The 14,258-nt window shown below is 60.3% G+C and carries 17 protein-coding genes; 11 read left to right on the top strand and 6 right to left on the bottom strand.

Translation table 11 applies throughout. From position 1 onward, the window contains the following. Positions 1-288 precede the first annotated feature (288 nt). The 4 genes from ATY79_RS10825 to ATY79_RS10810 all read left to right on the top strand — a co-directional run bounded on the left by ATY79_RS10825 (position 289) and on the right by ATY79_RS10810 (position 4,616). Complete coding sequence (locus tag ATY79_RS10825; RefSeq protein WP_088703846.1) at positions 289-975, top strand: peroxiredoxin-like family protein; 687 nt, start codon at positions 289-291, stop codon at positions 973-975. Between the two features lie 200 nt (positions 976-1,175). Beyond that, positions 1,176-1,367: a DUF6494 family protein gene (locus ATY79_RS10820; RefSeq protein ID WP_088703845.1), complete on the top strand. Its 192-nt coding sequence runs from the start codon at positions 1,176-1,178 to the stop codon at positions 1,365-1,367. Between the two features lie 332 nt (positions 1,368-1,699). Next, a complete protein-coding gene (locus ATY79_RS10815) occupies positions 1,700-1,969 on the top strand; it encodes a hypothetical protein (RefSeq protein WP_088703917.1) in 270 nt (89 codons plus the stop codon). A gap of 481 nt (positions 1,970-2,450) precedes the next feature. Continuing rightward, on the top strand, positions 2,451-4,616 hold the full coding sequence (locus ATY79_RS10810) for an adenylate/guanylate cyclase domain-containing protein (RefSeq protein WP_088703844.1): 2,166 nt from the start codon (positions 2,451-2,453) through the stop codon (positions 4,614-4,616). Between the two features lie 13 nt (positions 4,617-4,629). On the opposite strand, the gene ATY79_RS10805 is transcribed toward ATY79_RS10810, so the two are convergent. The 3 genes from ATY79_RS10805 to ATY79_RS10790 form a co-directional block, all read right to left on the bottom strand. Continuing rightward, entirely contained in the window at positions 4,630-5,133 is a 504-nt protein-coding gene (locus ATY79_RS10805; protein ID WP_088703843.1) for a YHS domain-containing (seleno)protein, read from the bottom strand. Positions 5,134-5,146: 13 nt separating this feature from the next. After that, positions 5,147-5,743: an ankyrin repeat domain-containing protein gene (locus ATY79_RS10800; RefSeq protein ID WP_088703842.1), complete on the bottom strand. Its 597-nt coding sequence runs from the start codon at positions 5,741-5,743 to the stop codon at positions 5,147-5,149. A gap of 546 nt (positions 5,744-6,289) precedes the next feature. Continuing rightward, a complete protein-coding gene (locus ATY79_RS10790) occupies positions 6,290-6,484 on the bottom strand; it encodes a hypothetical protein (protein WP_088703840.1) in 195 nt (64 codons plus the stop codon). Positions 6,485-6,759: 275 nt separating this feature from the next. Between ATY79_RS10790 and ATY79_RS10785 the strand changes: the two genes are divergently transcribed. The 3 genes from ATY79_RS10785 to ATY79_RS10775 all read left to right on the top strand — a co-directional run bounded on the left by ATY79_RS10785 (position 6,760) and on the right by ATY79_RS10775 (position 8,603). Beyond that, positions 6,760-7,386, top strand: coding sequence for a hypothetical protein (locus ATY79_RS10785; RefSeq protein WP_088703839.1), 627 nt, complete (start codon positions 6,760-6,762; stop codon positions 7,384-7,386). Positions 7,387-7,410: 24 nt separating this feature from the next. After that, positions 7,411-7,629: a hypothetical protein gene (locus tag ATY79_RS30485; protein ID WP_141105720.1), complete on the top strand. Its 219-nt coding sequence runs from the start codon at positions 7,411-7,413 to the stop codon at positions 7,627-7,629. 740 nt (positions 7,630-8,369) lie between these two features. After that, positions 8,370-8,603, top strand: a complete 234-nt coding sequence (locus ATY79_RS10775) for a hypothetical protein (protein WP_088703837.1) — start codon at positions 8,370-8,372, stop codon at positions 8,601-8,603. A gap of 112 nt (positions 8,604-8,715) precedes the next feature. Here ATY79_RS10775 and ATY79_RS10770 read toward each other — a convergent pair whose 3' ends face one another. The 3 genes from ATY79_RS10770 to ATY79_RS30480 all read right to left on the bottom strand — a co-directional run bounded on the left by ATY79_RS10770 (position 8,716) and on the right by ATY79_RS30480 (position 10,145). Next, positions 8,716-9,438 (bottom strand): SOS response-associated peptidase, encoded by a 723-nt coding sequence (locus ATY79_RS10770; protein WP_088703836.1) that lies wholly within the window; start codon positions 9,436-9,438, stop codon positions 8,716-8,718. Positions 9,439-9,723: 285 nt separating this feature from the next. Next, positions 9,724-9,918 (bottom strand): hypothetical protein, encoded by a 195-nt coding sequence (locus ATY79_RS10760; protein ID WP_088703834.1) that lies wholly within the window; start codon positions 9,916-9,918, stop codon positions 9,724-9,726. After that, entirely contained in the window at positions 9,918-10,145 is a 228-nt protein-coding gene (locus tag ATY79_RS30480; RefSeq protein WP_141105719.1) for a hypothetical protein, read from the bottom strand. Before ATY79_RS30480 ends, ATY79_RS10760 begins: the two co-directional genes overlap by 1 nt. 393 nt (positions 10,146-10,538) lie before the next feature. Between ATY79_RS30480 and ATY79_RS30840 the strand changes: the two genes are divergently transcribed. The 4 genes from ATY79_RS30840 (at position 10,539) to ATY79_RS10740 (ending at position 14,148) form a co-directional block, all read left to right on the top strand. Next, the gene (locus ATY79_RS30840; RefSeq protein ID WP_189638002.1) at positions 10,539-10,916 is read left to right on the top strand and encodes a DUF2946 family protein; all 378 of its coding nucleotides are present in this window, start codon (positions 10,539-10,541) and stop codon (positions 10,914-10,916) included. A 294-nt stretch (positions 10,917-11,210) separates the two neighbouring features. Then, complete coding sequence (locus ATY79_RS10750) at positions 11,211-12,323, top strand: ABC transporter substrate-binding protein (RefSeq protein WP_245312351.1); 1,113 nt, start codon at positions 11,211-11,213, stop codon at positions 12,321-12,323. Continuing rightward, the gene (locus ATY79_RS10745) at positions 12,320-13,384 is read left to right on the top strand and encodes an iron ABC transporter permease (RefSeq protein WP_210421404.1); all 1,065 of its coding nucleotides are present in this window, start codon (positions 12,320-12,322) and stop codon (positions 13,382-13,384) included. Before ATY79_RS10750 ends, ATY79_RS10745 begins: the two co-directional genes overlap by 4 nt. After that, on the top strand, positions 13,381-14,148 hold the full coding sequence (locus tag ATY79_RS10740; protein ID WP_088703833.1) for an ABC transporter ATP-binding protein: 768 nt from the start codon (positions 13,381-13,383) through the stop codon (positions 14,146-14,148). The genes ATY79_RS10745 and ATY79_RS10740 overlap by 4 nt, the downstream gene beginning before the upstream one ends. Positions 14,149-14,258 lie beyond the last annotated feature (110 nt).

Raw genomic sequence — 14,258 nt, 5'->3', positions numbered from 1 at the left:
CAGGCCTGCGGCTTAAGTCCGGTCTCCTCCACCGATCTGAGTTGCCGTATGACCCTCGTTGTTACAGTCGACTGCGGCCGCCAGACGGTTCCCCGCGCAGCGTTATCGCATATCGCTGTTTAGTGCTTGCTCGTTGGCCATTGTAGGGTCATTCTCAGGACAGTCCGCCAAGATGAGAGGTCGAGCCCGCAGCGCTTGATCTCGGGCTTAGCAGCGCCAATGCGGGCTCGAGTTCGAAGCACTTGACGTGGTGCCTTTCTTGACGACCGACGCGGCAAGGAGTTGTCCATGTCTACGTGCCATGTCGAGCATCTGTTGCAACCGGGCGACCAGGCGCCCAATTTCGTGCTGGATGCGATCTCGCACCAAGGGAAGATCGCACTTGACGACTTTCGCGGCCGCAGCCCCTTATTGGTCGGTCTGTTTCGGGGCCTGCACTGTCCGTTCTGCCGTCGACACGTTGCGGCAATGGCCCAACTCAATGGCGCCCTGCGCGAGAAGGGCGTCGAATCCCTGGTGGTTGTAAGCACACCGGTTGAACGGGCACGGCTCTACTTCCGCTACCAACCGATACCCAATCTTCTTGCCGCATCCGACCCGGAACGAGCCTCGCATCGCGCCTTCGGCCTGCCCATCCTCGCGTTCACCAACGATGAGACCGACTGGCCACACAAGGTTGGAATGGACGTGGTCATGGCAATGCGGGTCGATCGACCGGGAGAGTTGCCCGAACCGATGGCCCCGCCCTTGGCAGGTGATCTTCTCAACGAGAAGGACCAATACGAGATCACGCAAGCCGACCGGCAGGTGAGCCTGGCCGGACAAATGCAGCTTATCGGTCACTTTTTGCTCGATCGAGAAGGTGTCGTGCGCTGGAGCTTCACGGAAGTCGAGGACGAGGGGAGAAATGTGTGCCGGGCGCTCAACCCCGAAGAATTGCTGTCGGTCGCGCAGCAAATCGCCGATGAGCAATGACGTACGGGCGTTGGTGTAGATGCCACAAAGGTCGTGCGCTGCCTTGCGCCAAACCGGCCGGGTGGGCGCGATTGCGCGCTCTTCGGTTTCAGCAAGGCTTTCAAATTCCGCAGCTCGCACTTTGGCGCCATGCGCCCCGTCCAGCTTCCCTGGCCACTCGCCATCCATTACAATCGCTGCCGGATGCAAAGGAGTTCGCCATGAGCGAAGATGCCTTCAACATGTCTATCCGCAAGTTTTTGAAGGAAGTCGGTGTTACCTCACAGCGCAAGATCGAGGAGACGGTGCGTGATGGGAAGATCGACGGCAAAAGGCTGAAAGTCCGCATGACGCTGACGGCCAAAGACACCGGCCTTAACCACGTGGTGGAGGGTGAGATCGAGCTTCCATAGGTCGAGCCCGTCAGCGTCGACCCCGCCTTCAGACGCGCGGCAACACGGTCGTCTTCATCGAGGAGCCCAACCCGGGTCCGGAAGGCTCCGAGGGGGTGCACGCGAGGCGCGCGCGGAGCGTTCCGGTGTCCGAGGGGTTGGGACAGCTGAAATTATGCAGGACCCGGCCGAGTTTAACAGTTGGACCAAAGTCCTTTGCGCACCAGAGCCGAAGTCCCTGATTGATCGGACTTAGGTCCAATGTTCAGGAGCAAGGCGAATGACGTATTAGATCCGAGGTGTGAGGTACGGCCTTGCAGATGACGATGCTTAAACCGGAATGGGAACGAGACATGAAAAAACTCGCTATCGCAGCGCTGGCGTTTGCGACTGTGTTGTCAGCGTCGCCGGCATTTTCTCAGATCTACTTTGAGTACGGCGCTGGACCTCGCTACTACGATGACCGGCCAGTGCCACGGTACTATCGTTACCCGCCACGCTACGCGTATGACGACGACGATGACGGCCCGGGATACCGCTATGGCCAGCGGTGCTGGACACAGAGATACTATGGATACCGCTATGGCCACCGGGTGGTGAGATACAGGAACGTTTGCGACTAAGAGCGCGCTTTCAATGACCAGTGCGCTTGCTGCGCTGCGCCGGTCGCGCCGATTGGAAGTCGCTGTGTCGCTTGCGCGAGAAAGCGCTGTGCCCTAACAGATCTGCCAACGGCACTGTTCACACAGGGTAATCAGCGCCACCGCGCATATGACCTGCATCCAATCGGATCATCGGCGCTTCGGAAATCAGGCTCGATCCCGACAATGTATCCGACCCGCCACTGAACTTTCATCCGGCGGTGATCGAACCTCGGGGTTTGCGTAAACCGCCCAGGTTTCATGAGCACCGGAGGCTGGCTTTTCCAGCGTCTGATCCGGTTCAGATCACGACAGGAACGGCGATCAAGCAGGCTCAGCCCTCTGCTGCGGCCATTCTTCGTTGTGCTCCAACTTAGCTGTAAAAGACCAAGGTTGCGATGCCTGCGCGCCGTCGCCCGTGGTAAGATGCCTGGCTCCCTGCATCAAGAGGGGTGGGCAGAGGATGGAGAGGCGTCTCACCGCGATACTTTCGGCTGACGTTGTCGGCTACAGCCGCCTCATGGGAGTAGACGAGGCGGGCACACTCGAGCGGCTGAAAGCCTGCCGCCGGGAGCTGATCGGACCCACCGTTGAAGAATACCACGGCCGGATCATCAAGCTCATGGGCGATGGCGCGCTCGTCGAATTTCCGAGCGTCGTCGATGCAGTCCAATGTGCTGCGGTGGTCCAGCGGAAAATGTCCGGGCGCGACGATGGCGTTTCCAAGGAGATGCGCATCCGGTTTCGCATCGGGATCAATCTTGGCGACATCATAGTCGAGGGCGACGACATCTACGGCGATGGCGTCAACATAGCCGCCCGTTTGCAGGCAATTGCAGAGCCTGGGGGTGTTTTCATATCCGGCACCGTGTTCGACCAGGTCGCCCACAAGGTTGACGTTGGCTTCGTAGCGCTCGGCGAGAAGCGACTGAAGAACATTGCCGACCCGGTTCGCGTCTATCGCGTTCTGCTTGATCCAGCCAAGATCGGCAAGGTCGTCCTAGCCCCTCGATCAAGGTCGCTTGGTATCATGCTGCTAGCGCTCACAGCGCTGTTGATCGCGACCGCAGGGGCTTTCCTTGCCTGGCAATGGGCTATTGCGAAACGCCCATCCATCGCAGTACTTCCCTTTGCCACCTTGAGCGAAGATCAATCCCAGGATTATTTCGCCGATGGCATTACGGACGATCTGATTACCGATCTCACCAGGCTTTCGAACCTTGACGTCATCTCCCAGAATTCCGTGTTCGCCTACAAAGGCAAGCCGCACGTCCTGGAAGAGATACGACGTGAGCTCGGCGTGCGCTTCGTCGTTGAGGGTAGCGTTCAGCGCAGCGGCGATCTGATCCGCGTCAACGCGCAACTGATCGATACGTCGAGCGGGGTCCATCTTTGGGCCAATCGATTTGACCGCGGCGCGGCAGAGGTGTTTGCCGTAGAGGACGAGATGGGCCGCCAGATCGCCGATGCGCTCGGACTGAAACTGACACGAAGCGAGACCGAGCGCATCGCCCGTCCTCCGACTGCCAATCTCGAAGCATATGACTACTATTTGCGGGCCGAGCAGGCGGCCCGTACCGGGCGCCGCACCCGCATGCTGGAGGCATTGGCGCTCTTTGACAAGGCGGAGGCCCTGGATGGCGGGTTTGCCGAAGCATTCGCCGCCGATGCGCACGCGACGTCCTTTGTCTGGCGCATGACATATGACGACGTACTCCAGAGCGCGCTTGCGCGAAAAAGAGCCTACGACAAGGCAAGTCGTGCCCTTGCCCTCGACCCGGAACTTGCCTCGCCTTACGCGGTCCTTGCCATCATGCAGGCGGTAGACCGACGTTACGAGCAGGCAATCGCCTCGGCACAGAAGGCCGTGCAGCTTGGCCCCGCCAACGCCGAAGCCCATATGGCAGTTGCCTATGTTCAACTGGTCTGGGGCAATCATGCCGCCGCTGCGGCGGCTGTCGAGGCGGCGTTAAGGTACGACCCAAACCCGTCGGCCATCGACCGATACACGGCCGGCATGGTTTACTATCTGCAGCGCGACTATGCAAAGGCGATAGACAGCTTCCAACGCGCGCGCGATGAATCCCAGGGCAATGGCGATTTCGTTGTTCCTCTCGCCATGGCCTATGTCAGCATCGGCCGTATCGAAGACGCCCGTGCGACTGTGGCAGAGGTGGGACGGCTTCGCGCTGGGCGCGAATGCCTGGCGGGGTGGCGGCTCGCCAATGCCCATTTGCGCAATCAGGATTTGGCGTTCACCCTCGAGGCGCTGCGCGAGGCTGGCCTGCCAGAGTGGCCGTTCGGCTTCCACGCAGATGAGCAAGATCGGCTGAAGGCTGCCGAGATCGCGGCTGCCGTCATGGGCAAGGTCCTGCGGGGAAAGACCGAGCCCACCGAAAGTCCTGCGGTCATGCAGGTTCAGATGGACGGCAAGGCGGCATTCCGCTCAGCAACCCAGATGATGACCGAGACGGTTTCCGTCAAAGGCGACCTTCTTTGCGAGCAGAGCGAAAACGCATTTGGCCAGCCCGATTGCGGTCCGGTCTACAGACATGCAACCACTGGCGAGGACACCACCTACGCTTACGTGAACTCGACCAAGGTCTTCTATTTCTCTGCTGCCAGATAGGGGGCGTTCAAAGTCAGTGATACTGATCCAGTTCGAGATCGGCGGCGACCTTCGGCCATTTGCCATCGGCTTTCGCCACAGTGTCGGCCGGATTAGCGGCAAACCCCTCGGCGTCCGCCTTGTCATACATCAGATAAAGCTTGCCCTCGACGATCTTGAAGGCCTCGGGGTCGATGTTGACCGTGACAGACCCGTCGCTCACCTCGCCCGTGCAATAGCCGCCGTACTGAGGCGCGTATTTGAGCGGTTCGCTCATGAACATCTCGCGGTGCTTCGAATTGGCGAAATGCCAGGGGGTGCCGAGCCATTCGTAGGAGTATTTTTCTGAGCCCTTTGTCGCCTTGCCTTCGGTGAAGTAGGCGACAGTGTCGTATCCCATGATGGCGACGCCGCCGAAGTATCCCGTGTTGACTGCGTCGTCGGCCAACGCCGGCGACCCAGCGAACGCTGACGCCACGGCTAAAGCGATCGCCGCCCAAAAGCAACCATTGCATCGCGTTGCAATTGCAGAGTGCATCTTCGCCTCCTGTTCAGTCGTGAATTTCCATGCACTTGGCGTAAAATTCCTCCTCGCGGAGCACGCTGAGCGGAGGACACGCGACGCCATGCCGCTTGAATAGCCGGACGATATCTGTGTTGCCTTTCCAGATGGCCCTGGTGATCGGCGTGTAGCCATGAACCTCAGCGTGGCCGATATCGGCTCCCTTGGCCAACAAGAACTCGGCAAGAGCGACCTGGTTTTGTTCGCCCGCAACCATGAGTGGGGTGGCGCCCGCCTTGTTGGACGCATCGTCGAGAATTGCTCCGTGGTCGAGGAGCAGCTTGCTGATGGGGACGCTGCCCGAATACGCGGCTGCGTGAAGCGCAGTGAAGCCGCCAGAGTTGCGGGCCATGACGTTGGCATGCTTGCCGATCAGCAGTTCAACTATGGCGATCTGATTTGAAAGGGCGGCATTGATAAGTGGCGTTGCCTGGTCTTTCGCGCGGCTGTCGACATCGGCACCCGCGGCAAGATACTGCTTCACGGCCACGGCGTTTCCCGCTGAAATGGCATCGAACAAGGGATCGCCCGCGGCAGCCACCGTCGCTGAGAAAAACAACGCTACCGATGCAAGCAGCCGGCGCATGGCTTCACCTCGCAATTTCAATCAACAATAGCACAGCCCCCAGATTTGGGATAGTCAGCACTCACTCGTTTCGCCGCGGCGACGCTCGCAAACTGCATTCCAGATGGCTCGATCGATCAACCAGGGCTGCCCGGTTGCGATGCCGGCTTGCGGTTGATGCCGCGGACGTCCAAAGCCGGCAAGAAAGCATTCCTTGCTTGAGACGATGACCGCCAGGGCAGCTCCGCGACAGGAAAGCCAGACCTCTTCAAAAGGTTTGTGCCGAGCCGTCATCGATAAGAGCCCCTTGATCGCAAGAGGGTCACCTGCCGCCTGGCGCTTCCGCCGCTTCGCGCTGCCGCAACCGGACACCTGGTACGTCTTCAGCAAGACGCACCGCTGGCCAACAATTTTCTCGGCTTCGGCCGAGGTGCGGCAGTTGGCTCGGCATCCTCTTGTCGCGATTGCATTTCAGGAGATCTGCCGGCGCTGCAATTCGCAATCCGGCAAGACATCCTGGAGGAGTTGCCACGCCCGTGAACGGCCAAAAGCACGTTTCCCCAGTCGTCAGTCGACAACGGGCGTCAAAGCCGCAGGTTCGGGCGGAACGGTGATTGCGGACCGCAGCTCACCGTATGCATAAGCGCCGACCACCAACATTGCCAGAATCGCAAACAAGGCCCACCAGATGGCATGATCTCGACCAAATCGATGCGGCGTGGAGCCTGGGTCGAGATCTTGATTGTCGTCGCCGGTCGTCATTTTGGGCTCCACAACATCATAAGAGCCAACCCAATAAGACGCGATTGCCCCGAAGATCAGCTTTCAGTCGATTGGTCGCGCAACGGGAGATCGCCATCTCAGGCTCTTCGCATTTGTTGATGATATCAAGTGCCCTAAGACCATAGTCCGACCGGTATTGGACCTCCGCCCGATGTGCGATCCGCGTTCACCGTCTAACTTCCGAATCAGCCCAGACGAGCATCGTCGGCCGTGTTGTCGATTGGCTCGATATTTTGATCTGTTTGGAGGAAGCGATGCGTATTTCGACTTTAGCGTCCGTGGCGGCTCTTTCCCTGGCTGTTGCCGCAAGCCCCTTGACGATTGCCGGCGCAGATATCTCCGCCATGGCAAAAAGCGACGGAAATGGCGGCGGAAACGGTGGTGGTAACGGCGGCGGCAATGGTGGTGGAAACGGCAGCGACAACCATGGCAGTGCCAACAGCAGCAACAAGTCTCAAGGTGCCGTGAAGGGCAAGTCCAGCGAGGCAGGCAGCAAGTCCCAGTCTACAAAGACGGGTACGGCAGGAACGGTCACCAGGGAAAAGAATGCCTCCGCACAGCTTGCGGGCCTGAACTCCCTGAAGCGGAGCTACAAGGCCTACATGCATACCTCAGACCCGCGAATGACGGCCATTGCCGCTTATGCGGTGGCCTATGCCCAGTATGAGATCGACAATGGAACAGAGCCGTCGGTCAATGATCCGCTTCTCGGCGACGAGGCTTTGGAGGATGCGCTGGCCTCGGCGACGAAGTCCGGCGAGGTGAGCCCCGCTGTTCTTAATCAAGCCAAGGCCATCCTTGGGGTTGGTGATGCCGACGGAAAGATCGATCAAATCCGTCAGTCGCTGGAAAAGTCCACTCCGGAAACGCCTGACGAATAGGGGGCAGGTGATGTGGCCGCTTGCTTGTTAAAGGACATGACCAATATAGGGCCCCATCTTCGCTTTCAGGTCCGGGGAAGCTCTGAATTCTCCGGACGCTACGGCGTCACCGATACTTTGGGGCCGCCCCATTCGAACGGCCTGCTCCTGGACGATCTCACCCGCGAGGAGGCCGACCAGATTGTCTATATTCTCAACCAGCATCGTTTAGGCGAGGTGGGTGCTAAAACCCGCCTGCAATGAATGATGGGCTCCGATCCCATGGTCAGGCTTCTCAGTTGGGCCTTTGGTCCAACTAGCCCGCATTGCAAAACAAGCTAATATTCTCCTGTCCTCTCCCCGAGGATACTACGGAAGCCTGGTGGCTGGGGATCGGACATTAGGCCTTTCCAGGCTTCCGATTGGTTCCCTTTGGCATCGCCCTTTGTGGTGAGGCTTGGGCTGGAATGTCGATCGCGTCAGTCCGCTTGTCCCAGACATTTGCGCGAGGCTCGTTTCGGAGCGTGGTTGGCCTGGTCGTTGACCTCGGTCATGCTCATGATGGCAGTCTGATGGCACCCTTTGCGGTCCGAACCGAGGCGCGGCCTGTACACCAGCGTCGGTAACGCAGCGCTGGAAGAAACGTCTCCGTTGTCCATTTCGAACGTCGGGAACCTCATCAGGCGCCGTGCCGATGGACCGCATGCGCACTGCGGATTCGACAAATTGCCGGCATATCGGCCGACATTACCTCGCAGGGCCGGGCGGTCATAAAAATCCGAAGCGCGCGGACAAGAAAAAGGCCGGAACGAACACTCGTGCCCGGCCTTCCTCGGTGCATCTCGACAACAACTGCCAGTACCTCCGTGGTCAGCGTTGGAAATACAGTAGATCCAACTTAACGCGCATCGGACCGGGGTCAAGTTCAGCTTTTGGAGGAGTGATGCCGCCTAGCGGGAACTGATCTTTCCGGCATCAGTTCTTGCAGAAGAAGGAGAACATCGATGTCTCATCAAAATGGCAAAGAAACCACGAAGACTGCAGACGTCAACCCCGCCTTGATCGAAAGGGCCGCGTCGTCTCATCTGCCCTCGTTAACGTTGGAGCAACAACATGTGATCAATGCCTACCGTTTGGGCCAGATGGAAGAATGGTTGTTTCAACAGCACCTTGCCGACGATCCGGTGCTGGCAGCCTATGTTCGCAGGATATGCCGCGGCTTTTGCGATGAACGATGAGCCGCACGTTTGGAGGAAGACGTCCGCTCCACTCCCGCGCGGCTTATCGTGACAATGATCTTGCCACCAGTCAGGGGCCCTTTGCCCATTGGCCTCGCAACGATGACTGGCGTCAGATCGTGATCGGTCCTGGATCGGGGGCCGTCTCGTCCAGGATGTCAGCACTGTCATAGCGTGGCGCTCCCACCTTACGGTCTATAGGCCACATCTTCATCAGTTCGGCAGGATAGGGCTTCATCAGGTCGGCTGGATCCGGTTCCGGCGACAGCCACCGGTCGTAGTCTTCGCGATGCAGGACAAGCGGCATTCTGTCATGGATCGTCGCCATCATGTCGTTTGGCAGACATGTCACGACGGCAAAGGTTCGGATGTCGATGCCCGTTTGTGTGTCTTTCCAGGTTTCCCATAGACCGGCGAGTGCGAAAGGGCTGTCGTCGGCCATGGCGATCGCATAGGGCTGCTTGTTCTTGCCCGTGCCGTAGATGTCCTTCCATTCGAAGAAGCCATTGATCGGCACCAGGCACCGGCGTGATCGGTAGGCAAACTTGAACAATCCGTTGGTGGCAATGCCTTCGCAACGGGCATTGATTGGCGCCGGGCGGCCGCCCGGCTTCATCCAGGCTGGCTGCAGCCCCCAACGGGCAGAGACGAAAAGCGGACCCATGATGTCGGGCTCGCGCACCATGTCGCGGATGATGATCGGATAATAGAGGGAAGGGGCGCCATTAAATCGTGGGAACTGGTTGCTCAGAGCTTCGACGTCGCCGCGTGCGGCGAAAGCAAAGTTCTGCAGCATCTCTTCGAGGGTTGCCTTGATGTAGATGCGTCCGCACACGATTGGTCCCCCATCAGTCTCGCGGCAACGTGCCCAGAAGCAGCCTGTTGCCGGCGTGGTTTCCGCATCCGGAACATGCCAACCTCTTGGCCAACTTGGCAAGGGTAATGCGTTTGCCTACCTGACGGCCAAGCGCCCAGCGATCGATCGGTGCGCGCTTTTGGCATGCCGGGCATGCTGCCGCCAGGACATACATTTCAGGCAGCGACCCAAGCGTTTCACGATCTTGATCGACCGCATAGTCAGCAGGAGGCGCCAGGTCGATGCCCCTGCGGTGACGCATGGTCATTTCCGTTCAAAAGCCGGTTTCCATCCACGCGTCATGCCACGGCTCATTACGCCCTCGGTCAAGGCAAGTTGGTGGCGCAGATGCCTGATGTCCTCAAGCAGTGTGGCAATGGTCGCATTCACGTCGTCGTCGTGCCAGGCGAGCGCTGCTTGCACTTCGAAATTGACGTCTTCCTTGGTCATCGGGAGCATCAGTGCAGATCCAGGCTCAGTTGCTGACCTTTGAGCACAGGCAGTGGCCGACCGATCTCGATCTTGCCAAAAACGCGTTTGCGGCGTTCTGCATCGCGCTCGCGTTCCGCGCGGCTGGCGGCAACGACTGCCAGCGCATTTGCAATGACTTGTTCTGTGTGGGTCATAAGAACCTCCATAGGAATGTTCTTATTTTGTTCTCTTTTTGTCGGGAGGTCAATCCCCACCTCGGCGCTCCTTTTCATGGGGAGCGGCGGCTTGGTGATCGACCGCGCGCGTCTACTTGCTGAGCATGGATCTGGCTGCTGTGATGCCCGCCCGCCACTACAGCTTATGAGCGATGGACCCATTTTATGGGGAGAGCCCGGGAGCAGCGACGATAACGAGGGGCGGCGACCGCTTCGGCCCTGAACGTTGATCGCCGGCTGCGTGCTGGTTGATCTGCAAATGGTCATGCCCGTTAGAGACGGCGATGTCGCTCTACCCGGCCTTAGCGCACGACTTCCTGCCTGCTCAGATTGCGTTCGGAATGTTGATATGGAGCAATGAAGCGTGGACCAGTCCGAGATAGTTATCCGCTCTCGACAGCATCTTGTCGAGGCGGAAGGGGAGATCGGATCGTGACGAGACGACGCAACGGATGGGGACTGGCGCTTGTCGCCGCCTTGATGTTCGTCTTGCAATCCGTTCTCGGCACAGTCGTCCTCGAGCGGATGCCGGCCTTTCCGCAACTCGACGCTTTCGGCAACCCGCTGTGCATAAGCGCGGAGCACTCCGATAGCGGCCATAACGACGGCGGCCACGGCCAGCCAGCCGACTGCTGCTTGCTCGGATGCCAGATGTCGTCGCATTTGCTGGCGGCCCACTTAGATGCGGACTGGCTTCTTCCGATCCCCGTATCGTGCGGGGCCCGCCAACGTCCACCGCGGACGGCTCGCCTGCCTGCCCGTGATCATTATCCGGGCTGTCCCCGCGCGCCTCCATTGCTGACTGCCTGATTGCTTTCCGCTCCAGGCCTTTGCGCGATTCCTCGCGCGTTATCGGGGTGATGACCTGCGGCCGACCCGCCATAACGTTGGATTGCGCCTCTTCGGCTCATCCAGGGACGGCGCGCCCACGATCATCCGACAGAGCGGTTCCACGCAGGCGCGACCTCGAAAAGAGCGAACGTTTCCTGCTGCGCGACCATCACCCGCGAACATCGCGGGCCTCCCAATCATCAGCGGGACGAACCTTTGGCCAGTCCCAAGGTGCCGCAAGTCAGACGGCAGACGAAATCAGGAGACCCCACCATGCTGAGAATGAAGAAGCTTTTCCTCGGCGCCGCCGCAGCCCTCGTGGCCCTGGCGGGCCAAGCTCTTGCCGAAATCAAGGTGACCGACGTCAAGGGGCGGGAAGTGACGCTGCCGAAACCGGCAGAACGCGTCGTTCTCGGCTTCTACTACGAGGATTACCTCGCCGTCGCCGGTCCTGACGCGATCGACAAGGTGGTAGCATTGTCGCTCTCCACCTGGAAGGACTGGCGCCCGAGCCAGTTTGCCGCCTACGAAAAGGCGCTGCCGAAGCTCGCGTCGATCCCGGATGTCGGCAACACGGAGGACGGCACCTTCTCGGTCGAAAAGGTGATTGCCGCCAAGCCCGACCTGTTGATCCTCGCGGCCTGGTCCTATGACGCGCTCGGTGACGGCGCCAGGCAGATCGAGGCGGCCGGCATTCCGATCGTCACCCTCGACTACAATGCCCAGACGGTTGAAAACCACGTTCTGTCGACAGAGGTGCTCGGCAAGGTGATGGGCACCGAAGATCGCGCCCACAAGCTGGCGGAGAACTACAGGGCCGCGATGCAGGACATCGACACCCGCATCAATAAGGCCGGCGTTTCGAACAAGAAAGTCTACATCGAACTGGCGCAAAAGGGACCGATGGAAGTCGGAAATTCCTATGGGGACAGCATGTGGGGCGCACTGGTGGACAAACTCGGCGGCATCAACATCGCCAAGGGGCAGATCGGCAATTGGGGGCCGCTCAGCCCGGAATACGTACTGTCCCAGAAGCCCGATCTGATCTTCCTGGCGGGCTCTGAATGGCTGAACAAACCGCAAGCCGTGAGTGTCGGTTTTGCGGCGGACCCGGCTTTGGCGAGGGAACGCATGGGCGCCTATCTGACCCGTCCCGGCTGGAGCGATCTTCCTGCCGTCAGGAACGGCGGAGTGCATGCCATCTACCACGGCGGGGCGCGCACGCTCTCGGACTACGTCTACGCGCAATATATCTCCAAGCAGCTCTACCCCGATGCCTTCAAGGATGTCGATCCGGCCGAGAACATTCGCCGCTATTACGAGACCTGGCTACCGATCAAGGCGGACGGCGTGTTCGTGCTGCCCTACGAAGCGAGCGGCAAATGACGATCGCGATCGACGACATTGATGCGATGCGCGCCACCTATCGCCGCGCATCGGCCCGGCGCAGCGTTTGCCTTCTCGTTGCCATGGTCTGCCTTTGCGCTTTCATGGTCCTGGACCTGACGACCGGTCCATCGGGCCTGCCGCTTTCGGAGGTCTGGCATGGACTTCAAGCCGGGCCGAACGGGGCCGACCGGACGATTGCAACGATCCTTTGGCACCTGCGCATGCCGCAGACCATCATGGGGGTGCTCGTCGGTGCCTGCCTCGGGCTCGCGGGCCTGCAGATGCAGACGATCCTCTCCAATCCCCTTGCCAGCCCCTTTACGCTCGGCTTCTCGGCTGCGGCTGGTTTCGGAGCGGCGTTGGCGATCATGTTCGCACAGTTGATCCCCGTGCCGCCATACCTCGTCGTCCCGGCGGCCGCCTTTGCCATGACGCTCATCGCCTGCGGCCTTGTCTACCTGATCGCGCGTCTCAGCGGCGCCACGCCGGAAATCCTCGTGCTCGCCGGCATCGCGGTGCTGTTCTTCTTCCAGTCTATGCAGTCGCTCCTGCAGTTTTTGGCGTCGCCCGAGGTCTTGCAGCAGATCGTCTTCTGGCTATTCGGCAGCCTGCTGAAGGCCACATGGACCAGCGTGACCGTGTGCGGCCTGATCCTCCTTGCCTGCGTCCCTTTCGTCATTCGTACGACCTGGGCCCTAACGACGTTGCGGCTCGGCGACGCCAACGCCAGGAGCCTCGGCCTGTCGGTCGAGGCAGTGCGCAGGCAGACCTTCCTGGTCGTCGCCTTGCTGACGGCAGCAGCGGTTTCCTTCGTCGGCACCATCGGCTTCGTCGGGCTGATCGCCCCGCATGTCGCCCGCACGCTCGTCGGCGAAGATCACCGGTTTTCCCTGCCGCTTGCGGCCATCATAGGTGCGATCATCCTTGTCGGCGCCTCCGTCTTCGGCAAGATCATCTCGCCAGCCGCAGTCATTCCGGTCGGTATCATCACGGCTGTTGCCGGGGTGCCGATGCTGTTTGCGGTCATCGCGAGCCGCGGAAGGGGAGGCGTGGCATGAGGAAGCACCTTCTCCTGGAAAACGTCGGCGTGCAGCGCGGACGGGCAACGGTCCTCTCCGGCATCACCGCCTCGGTCGCCGCTGGCCAGATCGTCGGTCTCGTCGGGCCGAACGGCACAGGCAAGTCGACGCTCCTGAATGCCATTGCCGGACTTGTGCCGCACAGCGGAACCATCACATGGGGCGGCGACCGCCTCGACATCCGCGAGGTCGGCTTGATGCCGCAACAATGCGCCGTTCGCGCAGAGTTGACCGCGCTCGAGGTCGTCCTTCTGGGGCGCCATGAGCGGCTTGGCTGGCAGATTGACGAAGATGCGCTGAATTTTGCCGCGGCAATCCTCCAATCGTTCGGAATCGCTGATCTCGCCGGACGCCGTATGCTGACGCTCTCCGGCGGCCAGCAACAACTCGTTCTTCTGGCGCAGCGGCTTTTGCGGGAGCCGAAACTGCTCCTGCTCGATGAGGCGACGAGCGCGCTCGACATCCGCCATCAGATGCACGTATTGCGCCTGCTTCGGGACTACGTCGCAAGAACCGGGGCGCTCGTCCTGATCGCCATCCACGATCTCAACCTGGCGGCCCGCTATAGCGACACGGTGCTCTTGCTCCATTCCGGCAGGGTCGCCGGGTCAGGTGCGTTCGACGCAGCCGTCACGCCGCAAACGCTGCGATCCGTTTACGGTATTGAGGCCGAGTTCCTCGTCTCGCGATCCGGAACTCGCCTCATCGTTCCGCTCTCTTCGTGCGCTCTGGCATCCGATTAAACCACCGGCTCGCCTGCGGGGTCACCGCAGGCTTCAGACAGCGAAAGCCCCTGGCAAGCCGACGGTCGCCGTGGAAGTCCTGATCCGGAGGGGATCCTTGCCGGCGGACG

This window comes from Rhizobium sp. R693 (assembly GCF_002211315.1).
GTDB lineage: Bacteria > Pseudomonadota > Alphaproteobacteria > Rhizobiales > Rhizobiaceae > Rhizobium.
This window is presented reverse-complemented; position numbering and strand designations above follow the sequence as displayed.

Excerpts from the sequence above, each read along its gene's own strand:
- ATY79_RS10825 (WP_088703846.1), top strand. The coding sequence starts at position 289 with ATGTCTACGTGCCATGTCGAGCATCTGTTGCAACCGGGCGACCAGGCG.
- ATY79_RS10820 (WP_088703845.1), top strand. The coding sequence starts at position 1,176 with ATGAGCGAAGATGCCTTCAACATGTCTATCCGCAAGTTTTTGAAGGAA.
- ATY79_RS10815 (WP_088703917.1), top strand. The coding sequence starts at position 1,700 with ATGAAAAAACTCGCTATCGCAGCGCTGGCGTTTGCGACTGTGTTGTCA.
- ATY79_RS10810 (WP_088703844.1), top strand. The coding sequence starts at position 2,451 with ATGGAGAGGCGTCTCACCGCGATACTTTCGGCTGACGTTGTCGGCTAC.
- ATY79_RS10805 (WP_088703843.1), bottom strand. The coding sequence starts at position 5,133 with ATGCACTCTGCAATTGCAACGCGATGCAATGGTTGCTTTTGGGCGGCG.
- ATY79_RS10800 (WP_088703842.1), bottom strand. The coding sequence starts at position 5,743 with ATGCGCCGGCTGCTTGCATCGGTAGCGTTGTTTTTCTCAGCGACGGTG.
- ATY79_RS10790 (WP_088703840.1), bottom strand. The coding sequence starts at position 6,484 with ATGACGACCGGCGACGACAATCAAGATCTCGACCCAGGCTCCACGCCG.
- ATY79_RS10785 (WP_088703839.1), top strand. The coding sequence starts at position 6,760 with ATGCGTATTTCGACTTTAGCGTCCGTGGCGGCTCTTTCCCTGGCTGTT.
- ATY79_RS10775 (WP_088703837.1), top strand. The coding sequence starts at position 8,370 with ATGTCTCATCAAAATGGCAAAGAAACCACGAAGACTGCAGACGTCAAC.
- ATY79_RS10760 (WP_088703834.1), bottom strand. The coding sequence starts at position 9,918 with ATGCTCCCGATGACCAAGGAAGACGTCAATTTCGAAGTGCAAGCAGCG.
- ATY79_RS10750 (WP_245312351.1), top strand. The coding sequence starts at position 11,211 with ATGCTGAGAATGAAGAAGCTTTTCCTCGGCGCCGCCGCAGCCCTCGTG.
- ATY79_RS10745 (WP_210421404.1), top strand. The coding sequence starts at position 12,320 with ATGACGATCGCGATCGACGACATTGATGCGATGCGCGCCACCTATCGC.
- ATY79_RS10740 (WP_088703833.1), top strand. The coding sequence starts at position 13,381 with ATGAGGAAGCACCTTCTCCTGGAAAACGTCGGCGTGCAGCGCGGACGG.